Source organism: Salinibacillus aidingensis, from assembly GCF_055393355.1.
Genome location: NZ_AP043759.1, coordinates 3,081,005 through 3,105,483 on the forward strand (window position 1 = coordinate 3,081,005; position 24,479 = coordinate 3,105,483).

The window sequence follows — 24,479 nt, forward strand, 5'->3', positions numbered from 1 at the left end:
GCTGCTGAAGGAGCTATAAGCGGGGGAATCAACCATAAAATAAGTCTAAAATATTATGAATTCATCCGGCCTGTTTTCAAATATTGAAAAAGAGGCCGGGATATCACTCATTCGCTTCACCTAAACCGAATAACAGGATATCCTAGCGGAGGAAAGATACGTAGACTCCTGGTCGGTTAAAAGCGGCACGTCCTGTGCCAACACCGACACTAGAACGTCCTGTTCGTCGTGGGAGGAGGGCCTAGGTGAGACCCCGCAGTGCGATAGCGCGAGGAGGCTCACCAGCCGCCCACGGCAAAGAAGACACTACGAAAACGACCTTAGGGAGTTTGAGTAGATGTCGCACTTGTGCCCTTGGGTGAAAGCGAAGTATATTTCCGTAGCGGAGGCCAACACCTATCAACAGTTCAGATTTATTCTTAGCGAGAGCACTTTCGTCACAGCCTCTACTCTGAATTATTTAACGGTTGTTTTTTTTAGCTTGTCCACGATTTCCGGTCTGTTTGGCACTTCATGATGGTGTCGGCAGCGGGGCTCATAGGATTCGGATGCTCCGACTAAAATAACAGGATCATCATAAGAAGCCGGTCTGCCATCAATTAATCGCTGAGTTCTGCTTGCTGGTGAGCCGCACACAGGGCAAATGGCGTTCAATTTCGTTACGGATTCGCTTAAAGCCATTAAATCAGGAACCGGTCCAAAAGGCTCACCGCGAAAATCCAAATCGAGGCCCGCTACGATGACACGGTAGCCCTGTTCCGCTAAGTCCTGACTGACAGCAACGACCTGCTCATCATAGAACTGGACTTCATCGATGCCAATGACGTCATCATTTTCATTAATGTGATCATAAATGTTACTGGAGTGTTCGATGGGTCTGGCAATAATAGAATTTCCGTTGTGGGAAACCACCGATTCATCCGAATAACGATTATCTATGACAGGCTTAAATACCTTCACCTTTAAATGACCGTATGTAGCACGGCGAACCCGTCTTATGAGCTCCTCAGATTTTCCGGAAAACATGCTCCCGCATATAACCTCTACCCAGCCGCTTTGCTTCATGATATTCACTGAAGCCTCTCCCCTTTCCATGCATCATTGCTTATCTCAATCGTTACATATTGATGTTCAAGATTCGATGTTTTTTCAATTTAGCTTTTTGTTGAAGCAGGATTAGTGGTCATTCCTACAGCAGTGGATCCTGTAGAACCATGGCAATGATAAGAAAAATAAAAAGATAATATGAATGGCAAATAATCAAAGCTAAGAATTGATGATTTTCTTCCTTAGTTTATACGAATTTGACGAATAAAAAAACAGGCAAATTTAAGCAAGTTTGCCTGTTTTTTTAACTGTACTGCCCTTTCCTTTAAGGGAGAAAAACATAAATAGATTTGCTTTTAAAGAGGAAAAATCGGCTAATCAGCCGATTTTTTTCTCTTATGTCGAGCTAAAGGCCGATACAGCCGCCTTCGCTTTTCTTTCTTACTTAAGATTATATTTTTTCTTAAAGCGGTCTACACGTCCGCCTACTTTGTCGGCTTTTTGCTTACCAGTGTAGAATGGGTGGGATGCAGAGCTGATTTCCACGCGAATGAGTGGGTAAGTGTTGCCATCTTCCCATTCAATGGTTTCATCAGATGATTGAGTTGATCCGCTCAAGAATTTGTAATCTGAACTTGTATCAAGAAATACAACTTTTCTGTATTCTGGATGAATTCCGTTTTTCATGCTTTTCCACTCCTTTTTGCCCTGAATCCTTTGGAAACAGAGTAATTGTCGAAAATCGCAGTTAGACGATTTTAGTTTGAATTTAAGCTCACATGAACAGATTATACCAAGCTGATATTCTTTTTGCAACCATGATTAGAATCGGTCAATTAAATTTAAAATGGCTGCTTAAGCTTAAGAACAATACCACATGTGCCTGTTATATAATAAAGTTTCCCAATGCTGTTATACAAATGCACCCACATCAGGCCTGTGCATAAAAACTTCACGCTATCAAATCAGACCCGCTTCACTTTCCCTTTCATTTCTTTCTCCATCATTTGGAAGAATTCTTCGTTCGTTTTGGAACCTCTTAACCTTCTCAGGAAGCGTTCCAGGAAATCAGGGGAATCCTGCATCGTTTTATGGATGGCCCACATTTTCTCAATATGTGATTTCGGTAATAGCAGTTCTTCTTTTCGTGTACCGGATTTGGCAATATCGATCGCCGGGAAGATTCTCCGCTGAGCCAGACTACGATCAAGGTGTAACTCCATGTTTCCTGTTCCTTTGAATTCCTCATAAATGACATCATCCATACGTGAGCCTGTATCCACCAGGGCAGTGGCTAAAATTGTTACACTGCCACCTTCTTCAATGTTCCGGGCGGCTCCGAAAAATCGTTTAGGGCGGTGGAAGGCTGCCGGGTCAATACCCCCGGATAAGGTTCGTCCACTTGGAGGAATGACCAGGTTATAGGCACGGGCCAGTCTTGTAATACTATCCATAAGGACGACCACATCTTTTTTGTTTTCCACTAAACGCATGGCACGTTCCAGCACAAGCTCTGACACTTTAATATGGTTATCCGGCAGTTCATCAAACGTTGAGCTTACAACATCTACATCATCATGTACGGACCGTTCAATATCGGTCACTTCCTCTGGACGCTCATCAACAAGCAGGATGATTAGCTTCGTGTCCGGATGGTTGACCGAAATACTGTTAGCGATTTCCTTTAAGAGCATCGTTTTCCCTGCTTTTGGCGGGGCCACAATCAATCCCCGCTGTCCATAACCGACAGGGGCCATGATGTCCATAATTCTGGTTGAGAGATTGTTCGGTTTGGTTTCAAGCTGCATTAAACGATCTGGGTATAAAGGAGTTAAGGCTGGGAAGTGAACCCGTTCTTTTGCTGTCTCAGGGTCCTCGCCGTTAACTGCATCAACATGGAGGAGTCCGTAGTAGCGTTCATTCTCTTTTGGTGGTCTTACTTTTCCTGAAACTTTATCCCCATTTCTTAAATCAAAGCGCCGAATCTGTGAGGCTGAAATGTAAATATCCTCTGCACTCGGTGAATAATTGATCGGTCGCAGGAATCCAAATCCTTCTGAAGGGATGACTTCCAGAATTCCGTCCATAAACAGAAATCCGTCTTTTTCAGCCTGTGCTTTTAAAATAGCAAAAATTAATTCTCGTTTTGTTAATTTACTGTAATACGAGATTTTAAAATTTCTCGCCTGTGTATATAATTCTTTTAATGTCATTGTTTCTAGTTGTCCAATTGTAATCGTTGACACAATATCACCACTTTTGCTTTCTATTAATTAAACTTATTTAAAATATAACAATATGAAACCATTAAATAGGAAATCCTTCTGGAGAGAAGAATATGAAGTGATTCTGTTCTGAAGTCACTTTGAACAGGGGGATCTATTATAAAACATTATCATTTTAACCTTATTTGTATAATTTATTCAATACAAAATGTGAAATTCCTTTATTTTGTTTGAACTTATACTTAATCTGAAGAACAATTAGTATAAGTGCTTAACCTGCCGCAGTTGAAATACACTTCGCTTTCCGCGGGTGAGCCTCCTCGCTCCGCTGCGGGGTCTCACCTGTCTCACTTTTCCCGCAGGAGTCTACGTGTATTTCAACTGCTAGTGAAGTTATTGTTATTTTAATAAGAATATTTTTTATTTAGATACCAGGCTTTAAGTTATCTGGATTAGTCAGAGATCTTCCCCTATAGCTGCTATAGCTACTGAATAGGCGATAATGGTCAAAACGCGAGCAAAAGTTAACTAAATCTCCTTCGATACTCAAATAAAGGAATGCATTTATGGATTAAAACTGACCGTTCATAAATACCCCAAAAAACCTTCATATGAGAAGTGCTAAGCAGGATGTTCTCTGCTTAGCACTTTTTCTATTTGTTAGCTATCTTTCATCACAAGGTTTGGTTTTTTCTGCAGGCTGTGATTGCCGTCGATGAATCGTACTGTTCCCGATTTTGCCCGCATGACGACGGTTTCGGTTGTTCCTTTGGAGCCCTTAAACTGCACGCCTTTCAAAAGCTCGCCGTCTGTAACCCCTGTGGCTGTGAAGATGGCATCGTCTCCGCCACAGAGATCCTCCATGGTGAGTACGCGGCTTACGTCATCGATGCCCATCTTCAAACAGCGTTGGTATTCTTCGTCATTCTGTGGAACTAACTTCCCTTGAAGCTCACCGCCTAAACATTTTAAGCCAACAGCTGCTAAGACACCTTCAGGGGCGCCGCCGATTCCAAGCAGCATGTCGACACCTGTATGATCAAAGGCTGTATTAATGGCTGCGGCAACATCGCCGGCTGGAATCAGCTTAATACGGGCTCCGGCCTCTCGAATATCCTCAATAATGCGGCTGTGACGTTCACGGTGCAGTACCGTTACGACCACATCTTCCACATCTTTATTTTTCGCTTTTGCCACAGCTTCCAGATTATCTTTTACCGGAGCATTAATATCAATTTTTCCTACCGCTTCAGGGCCTACTGCGATTTTATCCATATACATATCCGGAGCATGCAGCATTTTGCCCCGATCCGTAACAGCTAAAACGGCTAAGGCATTCCAGACACCTAAGGCAACAATATCGGTTCCTTCCAGTGGATCCACCGCAATGTCCACTTCCGGACCATCGCCACTGCCCAATCTTTCACCGATGTAAAGCATGGGAGCTTCATCTCTTTCTCCCTCTCCAATGACGACTCTTCCTTTCATCGGGATGGTATCAAAAACCTTTCGCATGGCTGTTGTCGCTGCATCATCAGCCTCTTCCTTCTTTCCTTTTCCCATCCATCTGGCAGAGGCTAATGCCGCCGCCTCTGTTACCCGAACGAGTTCCATTGTTAAACTTCTTTCCATGGTTAGTTCCTCCCCTGATTTTCTCTATCTCTTTATCTTTTTATATTTTCTCTCATATCCCATGGAAAACAATGTCATTACGAATTCTGGAATTGTTCAGCTTCTTCCTCCGTCATATTTTCACGCCATACATTTGCACCCAGCTGTTTTAATTTTCCTGTCAGGTCTTCATAGCCTCTGTCAATATGCTCCAGCCCGGCAATTTCCGTGATTCCCTCTGCCACGAGGCCTGCAGCCACAAGTGCCGCTCCAGCCCTGAGATCAGTTGCTTTTACTTTAGCACCTTCCAGCTGTACGGGCCCGGCTACAACAGCTGAACTTCCCTCAACCTTTATATCTGCATTCATGCGCCGCAGTTCATCAATATGCTTCAGGCGTGACTGGTAAATTGTATCCGTTACAATCCCAGTTCCATCTGCCTGAGTAAGCAGGGTTGTAAACGGCTGCTGCAAATCTGTCGGGAACCCCGGATAAACCAGCGTTTTGATATCAACACTTTTCATTCTCTTATTGCCACGAACAATTAATTGATCCTCAACAACATCAATAATGACTCCCATCTCCTGCAGTTTCGCAATAATGGACTCCAGGTGTGTCGGGATGACATTATCAATCAGAACCTCTTCACCAATCGCTGCCGCAATAATCGTATAGGTTCCTGCTTCAATACGGTCAGGAATAATCGTATGCTGACAGCCGCTCAGGTGATCGACCCCTTCTATTCGGATCACATCGGTTCCTGCTCCTTTAATCTTTGCACCCATACTGGTTAAAAGCGTGGCCACATCAATAATTTCCGGCTCTTTAGCTGCGTTTTCAATCACAGTTTTTCCTTTTGCCTTTACAGCAGCAAGCATAATATTGATGGTTGCGCCAACACTAACCACATCTAAATAAATTCTTGCCCCTCTTAATTCATCCGCTCGAAGGTAAATCGCTCCCTGCTCATTGGTCACCTTAGCTCCCAGGGCTTCAAATCCTTTAATGTGCTGATCAATCGGGCGGGGACCCAGATTACAGCCACCAGGAAGACCGATAACTGCTTTTTTAAAACGCCCCAGCATGGCACCCATGAAATAATAGGAAGCACGGAGCTTTTTCACCTTCCCATTCGGCAAAGGCATGGAAATCATAGCTGAAGGATCAACGGTAATATCCTGTCCGGACTGATCCACCTTACCGCCGATTTCTTCAAGCAGGTTTCGTAAAATTTGTATATCCGATATATACGGAAGTCCCTCTATAGTGACGGGGGACTCAGCCAGAATGGTAGCAGGAATCAGCGCAACAGCACTGTTTTTCGCTCCGCTGATTCGCACCTCACCTTTGAGAGACTTCCCGCCCTCCACTAACAATTTTTCCATCTTGATTACGCTCCTCTAACAACTACCAAAAGTTGTAAATGGTTGTATCTATACTTCCCTATAGATTTTATACAATTATTTTTTACCATATCATAAGATTTATGCTTACTTCTGTTGATTCCAATCATTAAGAAATTTCTCAATTCCCTGATCGGTTAATGGGTGCTTCACTAAACTTTTCAGAACCTTCAAAGGGACAGTGGCAATATGAGCACCGTTTGCGGCTGCTTCTGTCACGTGCATAGGATGGCGTATGGATGCTGCAATAATTTCTGTGTGGATATCGTGGATGTTGAAAATGTTAGAAATCTGGGCGATTAAATCAATGCCATTGTGGCCAATGTCATCAAGCCGCCCGAGAAACGGAGATACATATGTAGCGCCTGCACGCGCTGCCAGTAATGCCTGATTTGCGGAGAATACTAAGGTTACGTTGGTCTTGATATGCTTATCACTTAGAGTTTTAACGGCTTTTAGTCCTTCAAGAGTCATTGGAACCTTAATGGTTATATTCGGTGCAATGGCTGCGAGTTCCTCTGCTTCTTTTAACATTCCGTCCGCATCCTCGGAAATGACCTCTGCACTGACAGAGCCGTCAACCTCAGCAGTGATTTCCTTTAAACGATTATGAAAGGAGACACCCTCTTTAGCCACAAGGCTCGGGTTGGTCGTTACCCCTGCTAATACTCCGAGTGCTTTTGCTTCCCGAATCTCCTCTATACTTGCAGAATCGACAAAAAACTTCATGATATTCCCTCCCCTTTAATTTCAGTCATGCATGAAAAGGAAACCATCCCTCAGACGGCTTCCTTTTATAAATGTTATGACTTGTTTGATGAACCAAAGTTTCCTCTAAAGGATAATGAGAGCCGTCGATCATAACGGAGGTGAAGCCCGCCTGAATGGCTTCAGCACATTTCTCAAAACTGGATCCGTGATCAAGATGAATCGCGATAGGTACAGTTGAGCCATAGGAGTCCATCAATGATTTAACGATAGAAACCGCAACATTAAACCCACCCATGTAACGCGCTGCACCCTCAGATACACCTAAAATAGCAGGAGACTTTTCTTCTTCAGCTGCCTGTAAAATCCCTTGTGCATATTCAAGGTTATTCAAGTTAAACTGCCCGACTGCATATCCGTTGTCTTTCGCCTTGTTAAGCATTTCTTTCATGGATACTAACGGCATGACAGAGCCTCCTTTTACACATACGAGCTGTCTTTGAGATAATCCTGACATCCTTACTTTATGTAAATCTTATCACTTTTATAGCATATCAAGACAGACTACCATGTGCAACAAAAGGAGCGCCAACCGCTGTCGACAAAAACGTTCATAAAATGAGTGTTTTAGCCGAATGGACTTCCTAGGAGACATGTTGCTTTAACAGGCTTTTTACTTCAGCTACATCAAAGGGCTTCTCCAAAAATTTCTTTACATTCGATGGGGTTTCCTTTAAATCGGTCTCCTGAATGGAAAAACCACTCATTATACAAACCCCTGTTTCCTCACCGAAGCGTTTTTCCAGTTCTTCAGCAACTTGCCTCCCATTCATTAGAGGCATATTATAATCCACAAAAACAAACGCAGGCTGTCCGGTTTCACATTCCTTCAGCATTTCCTGGCCGTTCTCAAATTCCTTCACCTCATAGCCTGCATCTAAAATAATTTCTTTTAATAATAATCGTATGCCCATTTGGTCATCTACAATGTACATCATTTTTCCTTCCATTAACATCACCCTATGTATAACGTATTTAAACCGTTCACAACACACACACCTTTACATTTCGATATAATCAGAAAAATTCCTCTATATTTTTTACATAATTGGTGATTTTTGAAAGTTTTTGCAGGATGAGAATTGGAAATATGAAAGGGTTAAGTTGAATGCTAACAAAAAAGGCTGATACCAAAAGTGCCCACATGACACTTTCAGATCAGCCTTTGTGCATGGTTAATTTTTATGATTCAGGGATTCTTTGACAAAGTCACGGAACAATGGCTGCGGCTTTGTTGGTCTGGATTTAAATTCAGGATGGAACTGGGAAGCCACAAACCATGGATGATTTTTTAATTCAATAATTTCCACTAAACGACCATCAGGGCTTGTCCCGGAAAATACAAATCCGTTTTCCTCCATTTGCTGGCGGAATTGATTGTTAAATTCATAACGGTGACGATGGCGCTCATAAACGACCTCATCCTGATAGGCTTCGTAGGCTTTCGTTCCTTTTTCCAGCTTACATGGATAAACACCGAGACGAAGGGTTCCGCCTAAATCATCAATGTCTTTTTGTTCAGGTAGCAGGTCAATCACAGGTGCTTTGGTATCAGGTTTAAACTCTGATGAATGTGCGTCCTTCATTCCTAATACGTGACGGGCAAATTCGACGGAAGCAAGCTGCATACCTAAGCAGATTCCAAGGAAAGGAATGTGATGTTCTCTTGCGTATTTGGCCGTGGTAATCTTTCCTTCAATGCCCCGGTCACCAAAACCGCCTGGAACAAGAATTCCGTCTGCCCCCTTTAAAACTTCGGCAACATTTTCTTCATGAACATCCTCGGCATTGATCCATTTAATATCGATGTCTGAATTATAGGTATAGCCGGCATGCTTAAGCGCCTCAACGACGGATAAATACGCATCCTGCAATTCAACATATTTACCAACCAGTGCAATCGTTACGGTTTCCGTCAGGTTTTTTACATTGTCGACAAGCTTATGCCAGTCAGTCATATCAGCGGATTCACAGGATAATCCAAAGTGGTCACAGGTAAGTTCATCCAGCTGCTGTTCTTTAAGCTCCAGAGGAATTTCATACAGCACGTCACAGTCCTTTAACTCAATAACCGCTTTTTTATTGATGTCACAGAACAACGCAATTTTATCCTTCATTCCCTGACTGATTTCCTGCTCTGTTCTTAAGACAATGGCATCCGGCTGAATCCCAAGTGAACGGAGCTCCTTCACGGAATGCTGGGTCGGCTTTGTCTTCAGTTCGCCTGCTGCCTTAATGTAAGGTACGAGTGTACAATGGATGTACATCACATTGTCTTTACCGATATCGCTTTTGATCTGGCGGATCGCTTCTAAAAACGGAAGAGATTCAATGTCGCCAACTGTTCCTCCGATTTCGGTAATGACCACATCGGCATTGGTTTCTTTCCCGGCACGGAGAACCCGATCCTTGATTTCATTCGTAATATGAGGAATAACCTGAACGGTGCCTCCCAGATATTCTCCTTTACGCTCTTTGCGGATAACAGAAGAATACACCTTTCCTGTCGTTACGTTGCTGTATTTATTTAAATTAATGTCGATAAAACGTTCATAATGCCCGAGGTCCAAGTCTGTTTCTGCACCATCTTCGGTAACAAAAACCTCGCCATGCTGGTAAGGGCTCATGGTTCCGGGGTCCACATTGAGATAAGGATCAAATTTCTGAATGGTTACGCTCAGTCCCCGATTTTTTAACAATCTGCCCAGTGATGCAGCTGTAATTCCTTTTCCTAATGAGGAAACAACCCCACCCGTTACAAAGATGTATTTTGTCATTTTCTACCCCTCTTCCATTTCTAAAGCTAAATAGTATAAGTGAAAATTATAGCTGATTCCTAATTGACTAAAAATATGTACGGCCTTAGTTTGACCGATTTAAGTAAATATAACCAAAAGAATACGCGGGTTGTCCCGATTCTTTATAGAGCTTATCATTCTCTATATAAAATACGAAAAGCGCCCCCGACTTATCATCGGGAGCGCTTCAATCCGTTCTAAAGAGCCCAAATAAAATTCTATCCATTTCTTTCAGGAAAGTCAATACTGTTTTTAATCTTCATCTTTATTATCACTGGAGGAGGTGTCTTCACCTTTTTCATCATCAAAGCCCTCATCCAGGTCTTCATCTAAATCTTCATCCAGATCCAGATCCTCATCAAGATCGGCTAAATCATCTTCTATGTTATCTTCCGGGTCATCCTCAGGGGGCGCTTCAGGCAATTCTTCTTTTGGTTCTTCTTTTTTCTTCTTCTTTTTCTTTTTCTTCTTTTTGCCACCTGTATGATGAACATCATCATCAATCTGATCAACTGGGTACCAGCGCTTGGCTCCCCACATATTAGAGCCCACTGTCAGGAATCGTCCATCTATGTTTAATTCAGCATAAAACTGGGAGATATTTTCTTCTTTTTGCTCAGTGGTAAACCCTTTTGCTTCAGCTACCAGGTTATATAGTTCATTGAATTCCATTGCCCGTTTTTCTTCAGCTAATATTTCAATGGCTACATTTAACATTGACATTTCTTCTAATTCTTCTTGAGTGTATGTTTCCAAGCCCATGACCAGCACTCCCTTTTCTATCATTTGCTAACCTAACAACGCTTCACACTTCATGTTTTCCGGTTTTAACCATAGTATACATTATATACAAAAAAATAGCATTTATGCTACTAACTTTCAAGTGATGAGGCGAGATTAAGGTTTGAAAATGGTAGTGTTATATTTTTCATCCTGCAATATAGAGGATAAACGATGAACTCCTGGAGGCGATGATGGCGGGAGAATAAAGGCAACAGGAATCCGCCATCATCGCCTCCATCGGTTCATGCCATCAATGATTATGAATGGATGTAATATCTCTACGTTTTATAGTTTGTTATGATGTCTTCCATTTTATATTCTGCCATTCCAGAATTTCTTTGTCTAGCTGCGGGGCCCAGTCGCCTCCGCTTTTCTGCCTGTCCAGCTGCGGCTCCTAGGCCCAAGCAGTCATAAGCATAACCCCCTACGTGGCCAAAACCACGCCACTCCGGGGGTTATGCTTATGCTGTCGGGCCTGAACAGTCGCCTCCGCTTTTCTGCCTACATATTCCTTCTATATTGGCCTCCTACTTGGTAGAGGGCGTTGGTGATTTGGCCCAGGCTGGCGTGTTTTACGGTTTCCATAAGTTCGGCGAAAATGTTTCCGTTTTCTGCTGCTGTTTTTTTCAGTCGATCAAGTGCTTCTTCTGTTTTGTCTTTGTGCTGGTTCTGGAACTGGCGGAGATGTTTAATTTGCTGATCTTTTTCTTCCTTAGACGCACGGGCAAGCTCCATGGAGTTAATATCGTCTTCGGATACAGGGTTTGGATTCAGATAGGTATTGACACCTACAATTGGCAGCTCTCCTGAATGCTTCTGACCCTCGTAATAAAGGGATTCCTCCTGGATTTTTCCACGCTGATACTGACGCTCCATCGCTCCCAGTACTCCGCCTCGGTCATTGATTCGTTCAAATTCCTGAAGAACCACTTCCTCCACCATGTCCGTGAGCTGCTCAATAATGAAGGAGCCCTGGATGGAGTTTTCATTTTTCGTTAAACCAAACTCTTTATTAATAATCATTTGAATGGCCATTGCACGGCGCACAGAATCCTCTGTCGGTGTCGTAATGGCCTCATCATAGGCGTTCGTATGCAGGGAGTTCGTATTATCCTGAATAGCAATTAACGCCTGCAGGGTTGTGCGAATATCATTAAAATCGATTTCCTGAGCATGGAGAGAGCGCCCGGAAGTCTGAATATGATATTTCAGTTTTTGACTTCGCTCATTGGCTCCATACTTTTCCTTCATCACAATGGACCAGATTCTTCTTGCCACCCGGCCAATCACGGAATATTCCGGATCAAGCCCGTTGGAAAAGAAGAACGATAGATTTGGCGCAAAGTCATTGATATCCATCCCCCGGCTCAAATAGTACTCCACGTAGGTGAAGCCATTGGCAAGCGTAAAGGCCAGCTGTGTAATTGGGTTTGCGCCTGCTTCGGCAATGTGATAGCCGGAAATGGACACAGAATAATAGTTTCGCACGTCTTTATCAATAAAATACTGCTGAATATCCCCCATCATACGAAGGGCAAATTCCGTAGAAAAGATACACGTATTCTGTCCCTGGTCTTCCTTTAAAATGTCAGCCTGAACCGTACCTCTTACGACCGATAAGGTTTTCGCTTTAATGTTTTCATATTCGGATGCATCCGGCTCCCGGCCCTGCTCTTCCTTAAACTTTTTCACCTGCTGGTCAATTGCCGTATTAAAGAACATCGCTAATATAATAGGGGCCGGGCCGTTAATCGTCATTGAAACTGAGGTGGTCGGATCACATAAATCAAAGCCATCATACAGCTTCTTCATGTCCTCCAGTGTACAGACATTAACCCCGCTTTCACCAACCTTTCCGTAAATATCCGGACGTTCATCAGGGTCCTCACCATATAACGTCACGGAATCAAACGCCGTACTTAACCGTTTGGCAGGTTCATCTTTGGATAAATAATGAAAGCGGCGGTTCGTCCGTTCCGGAGTTCCTTCCCCTGCAAACTGACGGGTTGGGTCCTCTCCCTTTCGCTTAAACGGGAATACTCCTGCCGTAAATGGAAAGGCTCCGGGTACGTTCTCCTTCAGCATCCAGAGCAGACGATCCCCCCAGTCGTTATAGGCAGGAAGGGCCACTTTAGGAACCTTTAATCCCGACAGACTCTCCGTTTTCAGATCCATCGTAATTTCTTTGTTGCGTACTTTATACGTTATTTGATCCTGATTATACTGCTCTTTCAGTTCATCCCAGTTTTCCAGCATTTCCGTATTTTCATGATCAAGCTGTTTTTCGTACTCTTCAATGGTCTGATGGAGCTCTTTTACGACCGAGCCCTCTTTGATATCCTCGGCAGCTCCTTTTAGCTGATAGAGCTTTCGTGCGGCCTCTGCCTGCTGTTCCGCCTTTTTATGATAGCCCCTGACCGTTTGGGCTATATCCCGTAAATATTGCTTCCGCTCATTCGGAATAATGAGGTTCTGCTTTTCCACATACTTTGTTTTTTCCAGTGAAGTTGTCACATCCCATTGGTAGTCTTCGTTCAGTTTATCAATTAATGCACGAAAGAGGGTATTGGTCCCCTGATCATTGAACTGACTGGCAATGGTCCCGTACACTGGCATGGTTTCCGGACTTTGGTCGAATAGCATATGACTGCGCTGATACTGTTTGCGAACCTGACGCAGGGCATCCTCTGATCCCTTCTGCTCAAACTTGTTAATGACGATAAAGTCGGCAAAATCAATCATATCAATTTTTTCAAGCTGGGAAGGAGCACCAAATTCACTGGTCATCACGTACATAGATAGGTTGGTTACATCGGTAACGGCCGCATCTCCCTGGCCGATGCCACTTGTTTCTACAATAATAAAGTCATATCCGGCGGCTTTGACCACTTCAATCGCGTCGTGTATCGAATGGGACAGCTCTGTTCGGGACCCCCGGGTTGCAAGCGAGCGCATGTAAATACGGTCATTGAAGATGGCATTCATCCGAATCCGGTCCCCAAGCAATGCTCCACCTGTTTTCTTTTTTGTTGGATCAATGGATAAAATGGCCAGCTTTTTTTCCGGAATTTCATTTAAAAACCGACGAATCAGTTCATCTGTTAATGAGCTTTTGCCTGCTCCGCCTGTACCTGTTATTCCCATTACAGGAACCGTATCGAGGTTATCCCTGGTCGCCTGCTCTAAAAGGGCGGCTGTTTCTTCCTTGTGATTCGTCTGATTTTCAACATAGGTAATCATTTTCGCGACGACCTTGGGCTCTCCAGCTTTAAGACCATCAATATCCACTTCAGGCTGTGTACTCTGGACGGCCTGATCACATTCTTCCAACATGGTGTTAATCATTCCCTGCAGTCCAAGCTCCCGGCCGTTTTCCGGTGAAAAGATGCCCGCTACACCATACTCATGAAGCTCTTCTATTTCCCGCGGGATGATCACACCACCGCCACCTCCATAAACACGAATGTGGCCGGCTCCTTTTTCCCTCAACAAATCCACCATATATTTAAAATACTCCACATGTCCGCCCTGATAGGAGGAAATCGCAATTCCGTTTGCATCCTCCTGAACAGCTGCATTGACGACTTCTTCCACAGAACGGTTGTGGCCAAGATGAACGACTTCCGCTCCACTTGCCTGTAAAATCCGGCGCATAATATTAATCGATGCATCGTGACCATCGAACAAGCTGGAAGCGGTTACAAAACGTATTGGATTTTTCGGCTTATAAACCTCTGTTTTCCCCATCTGTTGTCTCCTCCCTTGCTTTTTTACGATGAACGTTCCGGTAAGTTCAGTGATTGAAACAGAAGGTCAATCTGCTTATCCGTATATTCTTCAATGGTAAACTCCTTCTGCATGAGCCACCGGCGGAATCCCCACATCTGTCCGTGAACAAAAATATTGTTCGCCACAAGCTTCAGGTCCTTTTCCGCTATGGAATAGGGCAGGCTGTTCCCGATTACAACCTCAAGCATATGCACCATGTCCCGTTCCTTCTGCAGCACATACTCCTGAGCGTCTCTGGATAAGGCTTTTACCTCCTGATACATCACCAGCACCTCATCCTGCATCTCATCCATCAGCCTGAAATAAGAGCGTACCGCATCACTTAAGCAGTCCACACTTTTCTTTTCCATATCGAGCACCTGCCCCATCCGTTCTTTTACCCGTTCATAAATATAATCACAGACCAGGAAAAGGACGTCCTCTTTTTTCCGAATATATTCATAGAGGGTTCCGATACTAAAGCCCGAAGCTTCAGCAATTTCTCTCGTTGTTGTACGGTGAAACCCCTTTGCTTTAAACAGGGTCACAGCCCCCTTCACCATCTGATTCCGGCGTTTTTCAATTAAAAACTGGTCTTTAATCGAGGTGGGCACATTTTTTACCATCCTATTCACCCCCTGTACGTTCGTTTCCATTCTGAGAGCCACTGTTCGGCTATTTGATAGGGATCCTCCATTTGCTGAAGCTCCTGCCGTTTGGCCTCATCTGCTTCAATAAATTCGGCAACGTCCTTCCACAATTCCTCACGTATCAGCTCATAGACCTCAAAGCTGAGCTGCTCCTGTCTCTTTTGTTTTCCTTCTTCGGTTTCTGTTAAATACGTTTCATGGGCCCGGCACTTTTCCCAAAGCTTTTCGATGCCTTTATTTTCCGTTGAAATCGTCTCAACGATCGGCGCCTTCCAGCCATCAGGATCCATGATGTGCAGAAAATCCTTTAGTTGACCCCGGAGTTTTCCCACTCCATCCAGGTCTGCTTTGTTAATGATAAATAAATCGGCAATTTCCATAATGCCTGCTTTAAAAATCTGCAGGACATCGCCACTGTTCGGTGTAAGAACCACAGCGGTTGTATCCACAACCTTCATAATATCAAGCTCAGATTGGCCCACGCCTACTGTTTCAACAATGACATAATCAAAACCGTATGCGTCACACACACGTATGGCATCCTTCGTTGAGCGGGCAAGCCCACCGAGACTCCCTCTTGTTGCCATACTGCGAATAAATACACCCGGGTCGGTAAAATGGTGATGCATGCGCACACGATCACCGAGCAATGCCCCACCGCTGAACGGACTCGTCGGATCAACGGCAATGACCGCAACCGTCAAGTCCTGTTCCCTTATATGAGTAACCAGTCGATCGACTAACGAGCTTTTACCTGCACCAGGAGAGCCGGTAATCCCGATGTAATAGGACTGTTTTTTGAGGGAAGCAATATCACTCAGAAGAGACAGCTTCTCCTGGTCATCATTTTCCACCATGGAAATCGCTCTCGCTAACGCCCGCTGATCCTGTTTCTGTATCCGTTCAGCCAGTGAATGCATCGAATCTTCCTTTCTATTCTTTCGTAACCATCCTGCCTATGACAAGACGCTGAATTTCATTGGTTCCTTCATAGATTTGCGTAATTTTCGCATCCCGCATATAGCGTTCCACCGGGTAATCCTTTGTAAATCCGTAACCGCCAAAGACTTGAACAGCCTCAACGGTGGATTTCATCGCTGTGTCTCCGGCAAACAGCTTAGCCATGGCAGACGCCTTCGCATAAGGGAGTCCTTCTGATTCAAGGTACGCAGCCTGGTAGGTCAGAAGTCTTGAAGCCTCCACCTCTGTTGCCATGTCTGCCAGTTTAAAAGAAATCCCCTGATTCTTAGCGATTGGCTTGCCAAATTGCTCTCTTTCCTTGGCATAGTCCGTAGCGGCATCCAGTGCGCCCTGGGCAATTCCTACTGCCTGAGCGGCAATCCCGTTTCGGCCGCCATCAAGGGTCATCATGGCAATCTTAAAACCCTCTCCCTCTTCTCCAAGCAGGTTTTCCTTTGGCACTTTACAATTTTCAAAGATTAATTCTGTTGTAGGAGACGAACGAATTCCCAGCTTCTTTTCCTTCTTTCCAAATGAAAAGCCTGGTGTACCTTTTTCGACAATAAAGGCGCTTACTCCTTTGTGACGTGCATCCGGATCTGTTTTGGCAAACACGACGTAAATGTCTGCAACCCCGCCATTGGTGATCCATACCTTATTTCCGTTTAAAACATAGTGATCCCCTTCATCTGTAGCAGTGGTACGCATGGATGCAACGTCTGAACCTGCGCCCGGCTCGGATAATGCGTAGGCACCCAGCTTTTTCCCGGAGGCAAGCTGCTGCAGATAATGCTTTTTCTGCTCTTCATTTCCATACTTATAGATCGGCCAGCTTGCCAGTGAAATATGAGCGGACAGGGTCACACCCGTGGAGGCACAGACTCTGGAAAGCTCCTCAATTGCAATCACGTAGCTTACAAAGTCGGCTCCAATTCCTCCGTATTCTTCCGGCCAGGGAATTCCGGTTAACCCCAGTTCTGCCATCTTATCAAAAATTTCACGGTCAAAGCGTTCTTCTTCATCCCGCTCGGCTGCAGTTGGCTCTACATCGTTTTTTGCGAAATCCCGGACCATTTTTCGGAGCATTTCCTGTTCTTCGGTTAATTGAAAGTTCATGCGATTTCCTCCCCTTGTTAATCTTAATTTTGATGCTAATCCCGCCGCAGTTGAAATACACTTCGCTTTCCGCGGGTGAGCGGTGAGCCTCCTCGCTACGCTGCGGGGTCTCACCTGCCTCACTATTCCCGCAGGAGTCTACGTGTATTTCAACTACTTGTATAGTTTGTCATCATCTATAATTAGTTTGAAAAAATACATTTAAGCAACAAACTTGTTTAACGACAATCAATTTACTTATGTCAAATTCCCAGTAAATGTTTGCTTATGACTTTATGCTGGATTTCATTGGTTCCTTCGTAGATTTCTGTGACTTTGGCATCCCGGAATAGGCGTTCTGCCGGGTAATCCTTTGTGTATCCATAGCCGCCAAAGATCTGGACGGCTTCTATGGCTGCCTGTCTGGCGGTTTTGGAGGCATACATTTTTGCCATGGAGGCTTCCTTTCCACAGGGTAAGCCTTTAGATTGGAGGCTTGCGGCGTAATAGGTTAGTTGTCTGGCCGCTTCTGCCTGAGTCGCCATGTCAGCCAGTTTAAAAGAGACGCCCTGATGCCTGGCAATGGGTTTGCCGAACTGATGTCTTTCCTTTGCATAGTCTGTGGCGTGTTTTACGGCTGCCTCTGTAATGCCAAGTGCCTGAGCTGCAATACCGATCCGCCCACGGTCCAGATTTGCCATGGCGATTTTAAAGCCTTCTCCTTCTTCCCCCAGACGGTTTTCCTCGGGAACCTCACACTGATCAAAGGTAAGGGTGACTGTGTTTGAGCCGTGCAGCCCCATTTTCCTTTCCTTTTTCCCAACAATCAGTCCCTTCGCATCCTTTTCCACAATAAAGGCTGTGACTCCCTTTGCGCCTTTTTCCGGACTTGTGCGGGCAAACACCACATAAGTATCAGCTTCCCCTCCATTGGTGATAAACACCTTGGAGCCCGTAATAAAATAGTTATCTCCTTTTTTCTCAGCCTTTGTCTTTAACCGGGCAGCATCTGAACCGGCCCCGGGTTCTGTCAAAGCAAAGGCTCCTAAAAATTCACCGGATGCAAGCTTTGGAACGTACCTTTGCTTCTGCTCTTCGGTTCCGAAGTAGAGAATCGGATTGGTTCCCACTGATGTATGAACGGATAAAATCACTCCCAGAGCCGCATTTTCCCTGGCCAGTTCATGAATCGCAATAATGTAGGAGGTGAAGTCAAAACCAGAGCCTCCATACTTTTCGGGTATGGGAATCCCCATCAGCCCCAGCTCTCCCATTTTCTGTACAAGCACCCGGGGGAACCGGTCCTCCTCTTCCATACGCTTAACAGCTGTTGCTACCTCCCGCTGAGCAAAGTCACGAACCATTTTCTGCATCATTTCCTGTTCTTCTGTTAATTGTAAATTCATGTCGTCACCACCGTTAATTGTCATACACGTAAAAGCCCCGGCCGGTTTTTCTGCCTAACCAGCCCGCTTTTACATATTTTCTCAGCAGCGGACATGGACGATATTTGCTGTCTCCAAAGCCCTCATAAAGGACCTCCATTATATACAGACATGTATCGAGGCCGATAAAATCCGCCAGAGTGAGCGGTCCCATCGGATGATTCATCCCCAGCTTCATCACTTCATCTACCGATTCAGGTGTGGCTACCCCCTCATAGACGGTAAAAATCGCTTCATTAATCATCGGCATCAAAACCCGATTGGAAACAAACCCTGGATAGTCATTCACTTCCACAGGGGTTTTGCTAAGGGCTTTTGTGGTTTGATCAATCGTTTGATAGGTTTCATCCGACGTTGCCAGTCCGCGGATCACCTCGACCAGTGGCATAACTGGTACAGGGTTCATAAAGTGCATGCCAATCACCTGCTCCGGGCGATTCGTAGCCGCGGCAATTTCTGTAATCGGCAGGGATGAAGTGTTGGAAGCTAAAATGGTATGCTCCGGTGTGACTTCATCCAGTTCACGGAACACCTTCGTTTTGACATCCATATTTTCCACGACCGCTTCCACAACGAGATCACAGTCGCCGGCATCTTTTAAAGAGGTTGTGGTGGTCAGCTGGTTAAGCACAGACGTCTTATCCTGCTCCGTGATCCGCTCCTTTTTTACGGAACGGGACAGATTTTTATCAATCGTCTCGATCCCTTTGTTCAAGGCATCCTCGGAAATATCATTCAGTTTCACCTGAAAATTGGATTGGGCAAAAACCTGGGCGATGCCTGCCCCCATTTGCCCCGCACCAATGACCATAATTTTATTGGGCTGCATAGAGTTTCCTCCTTTGAACTTGGTTAATAGATTTATATTTTATTTGCTGACTTAGCACCTAACTAACGCTTCCATTATCCTGACAGAGCCAGAACTGTTTAGCCTGCCTGAAAGCTAGGACTTCGGTACATCTACAAGCACGGCATCTCCCTGGCCGCCTCCGGAACAGATGGCTGCGATACCAAGTCCGCCGCCACGCCGCTTTAATTCATAGATTAAGGTTAATAGAATCCGGGCACCACTGGCTCCGATTGGGTGTCCAAGGGCGACAGCGCCACCATTGACGTTGACTTTTTCCGGATCCACATCGGCAATTTTTCCACTGGCAAGGGCGACGGCAGCAAAGGCCTCATTGATTTCGAACAGATCAATATCCTCCAGGGTTTTGCCTGATTTTTTCAGTAAGGAGTTAATGACTAATCCAGGTGTCTGCGGGAAATTTTCGGTTTCCACAGCGACCTCATCATGAGCCAGAATCGTTGCCATTGGGGTATATCCTTCCTGTTTCGCTCGTTCATCCGACATGAGCAGCATCGCACCTGCTCCATCGTTGACGCCCGGGGCATTTCCGGCTGTGATGGTTCCATCTTTATCGAAGGCTGGCTTCAGTTTGCTAAGTTTTTCTACGGAGGTGTCTTTTCTTGGAGCTTCATCGGTGTCCACAACGACAGGTTCACCCTCGCGCTGCGGAATTTCTACGGGGACAATTTCCTCTGCAAGCTTTCCTGCTTCTATCGCCTGGGTAGCTCGCTGGTGACTGCGGTAGGCCCATTCATCCTGGGCTTCACGAGTGAGCCCGTATTCCTGTGCGGTTTTATTGCCATACGTGCCCATGTGAACTCCGGCGAATGAGCAGGTTAATCCATCATGAACCATCATGTCGACAACCTTCTGATCCCCCATTCGCATGCCAAATCTCGCCTTTGGTAAAAAGTAAGGGGCCTGGCTCATGCTTTCCATACCACCGGCTACGATGACCTCTTCATCTCCTGCTCGAATGATCTGGTCTGCTAACGTTACACTGCGGAGACCTGAGGCGCACACTTTGTTAATGGTTTCCGTTTTAACATCCCAGGGAAGGCCTGCTTCTCTGGCTGCCTGACGTGAAGGAATCTGACCCTGTCCTCCCTGAAGTACGCTTCCCATAATGACCTCATCAACGTTTCCCGGCGAAAAGTCGGCTTTTTCAAGTGCAGCCTTAATCGCTGTTCCTCCCAGTTTTGAGGCTGTAAGTGAACTTAAAGCGCCACCTAATTTGCCAAAGGGTGTTCTTGACCCTGACACAATGACGGTTTTTCTCATTTATAAATCCTCCCCCTTAAGTCAATTTGTTAACGTTTTCATAATAGGTTGATTGAACGCTCGCTCAATCAGTATTCAAAAGGCAGGGCCATCCCTGCTTTCGCCTCTCTTTCAAGAGGCACATTCAGGTGATGACCACTGCTTTCACTCCCTGGTTGCATCCTTTACGAATCTTATGTTTTCTTTGCTTCCATTATGAAGCGGTTTTTTCCTCTTTTTCGTCTCCGAAAATGGACTTGGCTAACACTTCAGCTACATCCATTGTGCTTACGTCATCTTCCACTTCTTTTGCCTTCGTACCGTCGCTTAACATCGTCAGACAGAATGGACATGCACTTGCGATGGTATTTGGATCGGTTTCAAGCGCCTGTTCCGTGCGGGCGACATTGACGCGATTTCCGGTTTTCTCTTCTGTCCACATAAGTCCTCCACCGGCACCACAGCACATGGAATTCTCTCTGCTGCGTTCCATTTCCACAACCGTTACACCAGGGATGGCTTTAAGAACGTCACGTGGTTCTTCATAAACCTCATTGTAGCGTCCTAAGTAACAGGAGTCGTGGTAGGTAATACGCTCTTTTACCTCATGTTCAGGGGTTAAGCGTCCTTCTTCCACAAGCTTTGCCAAAAATTCGGTATGATGGTAAACCTCGGCCTCCAAACCGAAATCCGGATATTCATTTTTAAAGACGTTGTATGCGTGAGGGTCTGTCGTTACAATCTTTTTCACGCCATTTTTCTCGAAATCCTTAATGTTTTTCTCTGCAAGCTCCTGGAATAAAAATTCATTCCCCAGACGACGGGCTGTGTCTCCGGAGTTACGCTCTTTGTTACCAAGAATTGCGAATTTCACACCAGCCTTATTCATAAGACGGGCAAAATCCTGGACAATCTTTTGACTGCGGTTGTCGTAGGATCCCATAGCACCAACCCAGAAAAGGTATTCGAAGTCTTCATCTTCCTTCTTAAGCTCTTTTACAGTTGGCACATAAAGATTTTCATCCGCTTCACGCCAGTTCTGACGCTCCTTCTTGGATAGTCCCCAAGGGTTACCCTGACGCTCAATATTCATCATGGCACGCTGAGCATCCGGATCCATTTTTCCTTCTGTTAATACCAGATATCGACGAAGATCAATGATTTTATCCACATGCTCGTTCATCACCGGGCAGGCATCCTCACAGTTACGGCAGGTTGTGCAAGCCCAGAGTTCTTCTTCAGTGATGACATCGCCAATCAGGTTCGTTGATTCCATGGCTTCGATTGTTGCGGCAGCCTCATCCTGGCCGCTGTAGCCTTCTTTTGCCATTTTCGCCAGCTGATTTCCTTCTGTTCCAGCGAATGCATAGGATGGAACCCATGGTGATTTCCCCGTAACCACTGCACCTTTTTCTGTAAGATGGTCTCTTAATTTTACAATCAGGTCCATTGGTGAGAGCATTTTCCCAGTGCCGGCAGCTGGACAAACGTTTGTACAACGTCCGCATTCCACGCAGGCATAAAAATCAATCATCTGAAGCTGATCGAAATCTTCAATTTTTCCAACACCAAAGGAAACGTCTTCTTCGTCTTCTTCATCAATATTAAAGTCGATTTTGGACAGCTTCCCTGGTGGGTCATTACGACTCAGGAACACATTTGTCGGTGCTGCCAACAGATGTGCGTGCTTGGATTGCGGCACGTATACCAGGAATGACAGCAGTGCGATTAAATGGATCCACCAGGATACAAAGAACACAACCGCTGCTGCTGTTGGGCTCATCCAGGCAAATGCTGCGGCTATGCCTGATGCAACAGGTTCAGTCCATGTAAGCTCCTCGCCATGCCAGACAATCTCCATTCCATTTCCAAGTAATACGGACAGCATTAAAGTTCCAATAAAAATGAGTACGAGTCCTGCTTTAAAGCCTCTCTTCAGGCGGACAAGCTTTTCAATATAACGGCGATAAAACGCCCAGATAACGGCAATCAGAATCATTAACGTTACAAGCTCCTGGAAAAAGGTAAAGCCAGGATACAAAAATCCAAGCGGTAAATGAGACCCTGTTGCCAGTCCCTTCCAGATAAAATCAATGGCCCCAAACTGAACGAGAAGGAAGCCGTAAAACATCATAACGTGTATAGTCCCTGACTTTTTATCCTTCAGCAGCTTCTTCTGACCAAACACATTCACCATGACTTTGTTGATGCGTTCCTTCCAGGCCTTGTCAATTTCCACTTTCCTGCCCATCTTGATATAGGCAATTCGGGTGCGAACCACCTGAACAAATAACCCTAATGCGTAAACGGTTACAGCTAAAAATAAAATCCAATTGATGACTTCCAGTGTATTCATCCTCTGCCCCCCAGTCCTATTCTTACAGGTTGTAATTTTGGTTCCATATTTTTTGGAAACGAACTAATTTTCAGACTCTTATAGTACTACTTTAAATTATGAATGAACATTCAGTCAATACCCTGAGAAAATTTATTTTGGTTTAGCCTGTTTCTTTTGCGAGAATAATATAGTGGAGAAAGGAGAATGGACAACATTGATATTTATACTCGTAAGCTTTGTATTTATATTCCTTCTATTTTTTATCTGGCTGGACCTTTATTTGGGTCAAAAAAGTCATTACAAGCATTCACAGTCGCTTTCGTTTCCCCTGTCCAGCGCCCAGGTAAAGCTTTTCCAATCGGGACACTCTTTATATGATGATATGTTCCGCGCGATTAAGGATGCAAAAAAGGAGATTTATCTTCAGTTTTATATAGTGAAACGTGATGAAGTGGGTGAAAAGCTCCTGGCCCTGCTGGAGGATAAAGCACAGGAAGGGATTACCGTGAAACTCTTAGTTGATCGTCTCGGCGGCTACCAATTTGGACGGTCCACCCTTAATCGGCTGCGAAATGCAGGTGTTCACTTCGCTTTCAGTTCAAAACCGGGATTTCCTTATTTACTTTATAAATTGAACCGGCGAAATCACCGGAAAATTGTCGTCATTGATGGGAGTCTTGCCTACACTGGGGGATTCAACGTCGGTCGCGAGTATGTAAGCAAGGATACCAATTTTAATAATTGGCGGGATTATCATTTGAAATTATACGGGAAGGCCGCCCAGCATCTGCAAAAGGTTTTTCAGGCGGACTGGCAGGAAAATGCAGGTCCTTTGGAGGTCTATGAGTTCGAGTTAAAAGACGAGAATCAGGAAGTCAAAATCATGGCAACAGACGGACGTGACCTTGAAAGCACATTTTTTCAATTCCTGAATGCCGCCCGCGAGGAAGTGATGATCGGATCTCCTTATTTTATTCCGAGCAAAACGCTCCTTAGCGGGATCAAGGCTGCACTTAACAAGGGAGTATCCATTAAAATTCTCGTACCGATGAAGGCTGATCATCCACTTGTAAAAGAGGGTGGCATCTCCTATTTGTTTGACCTGAAAAAGGCCGGTGCAGAAGTGCGTTTGTTCGATCAGGGCTTTTATCACGGAAAATTATTTGTAGTGGATGACAAATTGTGTGAAATCGGGACCTCAAACTTTGACCGGCGCAGTCTGTTCCTGAATAAAGAAGTCAATGCGATTCTATATGACCGAAGCTTTATTGAGGAGGTTCGGAGCAAATATATGGAGGACTTTAAAGCAAGTGTGGAGCTCAGTAAAAATTGGTACAGGCAGCTCAGCTGGACGACAAGAAGAGTGAAGATTCCGCTCGCAAGGCTGATGCGGCGATGGCTGTGATGGCTGAGGTGCTGGCATGGGATTGAGCTAAAAAATGACCGATCATGCCACGCTCACGTGCACACCCACAACC

The 24,479-nt window shown here is 44.9% G+C and carries 19 protein-coding genes and 1 pseudogene; 2 read left to right on the forward strand and 18 right to left on the reverse strand.

The genetic code is table 11. From position 1 onward, the window contains the following. Positions 1–456: 456 nt before the first annotated feature. The 18 genes and pseudogenes from ACZ5OK_RS15950 to ACZ5OK_RS16035 form a co-directional block, all read right to left on the reverse strand. Entirely contained in the window at positions 457–1,074 is a 618-nt protein-coding gene (locus ACZ5OK_RS15950) for a thymidine kinase (RefSeq protein ID WP_343838540.1), read from the reverse strand. A 414-nt stretch (positions 1,075–1,488) separates the two neighbouring features. Next, the gene (locus ACZ5OK_RS15955; RefSeq protein WP_044162427.1) at positions 1,489–1,734 is read right to left on the reverse strand and encodes a type B 50S ribosomal protein L31; all 246 of its coding nucleotides are present in this window, start codon (positions 1,732–1,734) and stop codon (positions 1,489–1,491) included. A 278-nt stretch (positions 1,735–2,012) separates the two neighbouring features. After that, positions 2,013–3,293, reverse strand: coding sequence for a transcription termination factor Rho (gene rho / locus ACZ5OK_RS15960; protein ID WP_343838613.1), 1,281 nt, complete (start codon positions 3,291–3,293; stop codon positions 2,013–2,015). A 639-nt stretch (positions 3,294–3,932) separates the two neighbouring features. After that, positions 3,933–4,904 (reverse strand): class II fructose-bisphosphatase, encoded by a 972-nt coding sequence (gene glpX / locus ACZ5OK_RS15965; RefSeq protein WP_343838614.1) that lies wholly within the window; start codon positions 4,902–4,904, stop codon positions 3,933–3,935. Between the two features lie 77 nt (positions 4,905–4,981). Then, complete coding sequence (locus tag ACZ5OK_RS15970) at positions 4,982–6,268, reverse strand: UDP-N-acetylglucosamine 1-carboxyvinyltransferase (protein ID WP_343838615.1); 1,287 nt, start codon at positions 6,266–6,268, stop codon at positions 4,982–4,984. Between the two features lie 105 nt (positions 6,269–6,373). Then, entirely contained in the window at positions 6,374–7,015 is a 642-nt protein-coding gene (gene fsa / locus ACZ5OK_RS15975) for a fructose-6-phosphate aldolase (protein ID WP_343838616.1), read from the reverse strand. Positions 7,016–7,109: 94 nt separating this feature from the next. Continuing rightward, positions 7,110–7,460: pseudogene (locus ACZ5OK_RS15980) on the reverse strand (class II fructose-bisphosphate aldolase); the annotation flags it as partial. A 178-nt stretch (positions 7,461–7,638) separates the two neighbouring features. Beyond that, positions 7,639–8,004: a response regulator gene (locus ACZ5OK_RS15985; protein ID WP_343838617.1), complete on the reverse strand. Its 366-nt coding sequence runs from the start codon at positions 8,002–8,004 to the stop codon at positions 7,639–7,641. A gap of 225 nt (positions 8,005–8,229) precedes the next feature. Then, on the reverse strand, positions 8,230–9,831 hold the full coding sequence (locus tag ACZ5OK_RS15990) for a CTP synthase (RefSeq protein ID WP_343838618.1): 1,602 nt from the start codon (positions 9,829–9,831) through the stop codon (positions 8,230–8,232). A gap of 273 nt (positions 9,832–10,104) precedes the next feature. Next, entirely contained in the window at positions 10,105–10,614 is a 510-nt protein-coding gene (gene rpoE, locus ACZ5OK_RS15995; RefSeq protein WP_343838619.1) for a DNA-directed RNA polymerase subunit delta, read from the reverse strand. Between the two features lie 522 nt (positions 10,615–11,136). After that, on the reverse strand, positions 11,137–14,382 hold the full coding sequence (icmF, locus tag ACZ5OK_RS16000) for a fused isobutyryl-CoA mutase/GTPase IcmF (protein WP_343838620.1): 3,246 nt from the start codon (positions 14,380–14,382) through the stop codon (positions 11,137–11,139). Between the two features lie 23 nt (positions 14,383–14,405). Then, positions 14,406–15,029 carry a TetR/AcrR family transcriptional regulator gene (locus ACZ5OK_RS16005; RefSeq protein WP_343838621.1) on the reverse strand — a complete coding sequence of 208 codons (624 nt, stop codon included), beginning with the start codon at positions 15,027–15,029 and terminating at the stop codon, positions 14,406–14,408. A 5-nt stretch (positions 15,030–15,034) separates the two neighbouring features. Then, positions 15,035–15,973: a methylmalonyl Co-A mutase-associated GTPase MeaB gene (meaB, locus tag ACZ5OK_RS16010; protein WP_343838622.1), complete on the reverse strand. Its 939-nt coding sequence runs from the start codon at positions 15,971–15,973 to the stop codon at positions 15,035–15,037. Positions 15,974–15,986: 13 nt separating this feature from the next. Beyond that, on the reverse strand, positions 15,987–17,129 hold the full coding sequence (locus ACZ5OK_RS16015; protein WP_343838623.1) for an acyl-CoA dehydrogenase: 1,143 nt from the start codon (positions 17,127–17,129) through the stop codon (positions 15,987–15,989). 242 nt (positions 17,130–17,371) lie between these two features. Beyond that, positions 17,372–18,514: an acyl-CoA dehydrogenase gene (locus ACZ5OK_RS16020; protein WP_343839024.1), complete on the reverse strand. Its 1,143-nt coding sequence runs from the start codon at positions 18,512–18,514 to the stop codon at positions 17,372–17,374. A 13-nt stretch (positions 18,515–18,527) separates the two neighbouring features. Beyond that, entirely contained in the window at positions 18,528–19,382 is an 855-nt protein-coding gene (locus tag ACZ5OK_RS16025) for a 3-hydroxybutyryl-CoA dehydrogenase (protein WP_343838624.1), read from the reverse strand. Between the two features lie 114 nt (positions 19,383–19,496). Beyond that, positions 19,497–20,684, reverse strand: a complete 1,188-nt coding sequence (locus ACZ5OK_RS16030; RefSeq protein WP_343838625.1) for an acetyl-CoA C-acetyltransferase — start codon at positions 20,682–20,684, stop codon at positions 19,497–19,499. Between the two features lie 193 nt (positions 20,685–20,877). After that, a complete protein-coding gene (locus ACZ5OK_RS16035) occupies positions 20,878–23,019 on the reverse strand; it encodes a (Fe-S)-binding protein (protein WP_343838626.1) in 2,142 nt (713 codons plus the stop codon). A 186-nt stretch (positions 23,020–23,205) separates the two neighbouring features. Between ACZ5OK_RS16035 and ACZ5OK_RS16040 the strand changes: the two genes are divergently transcribed. Both ACZ5OK_RS16040 and cls read left to right on the forward strand, forming a co-directional pair. Then, positions 23,206–23,379, forward strand: a complete 174-nt coding sequence (locus tag ACZ5OK_RS16040; RefSeq protein ID WP_343839045.1) for a hypothetical protein — start codon at positions 23,206–23,208, stop codon at positions 23,377–23,379. Next, entirely contained in the window at positions 23,330–24,406 is a 1,077-nt protein-coding gene (gene cls, locus ACZ5OK_RS16045) for a cardiolipin synthase (RefSeq protein WP_343839025.1), read from the forward strand. The genes ACZ5OK_RS16040 and cls overlap by 50 nt, the downstream gene beginning before the upstream one ends. Positions 24,407–24,479: the final 73 nt, after the last annotated feature.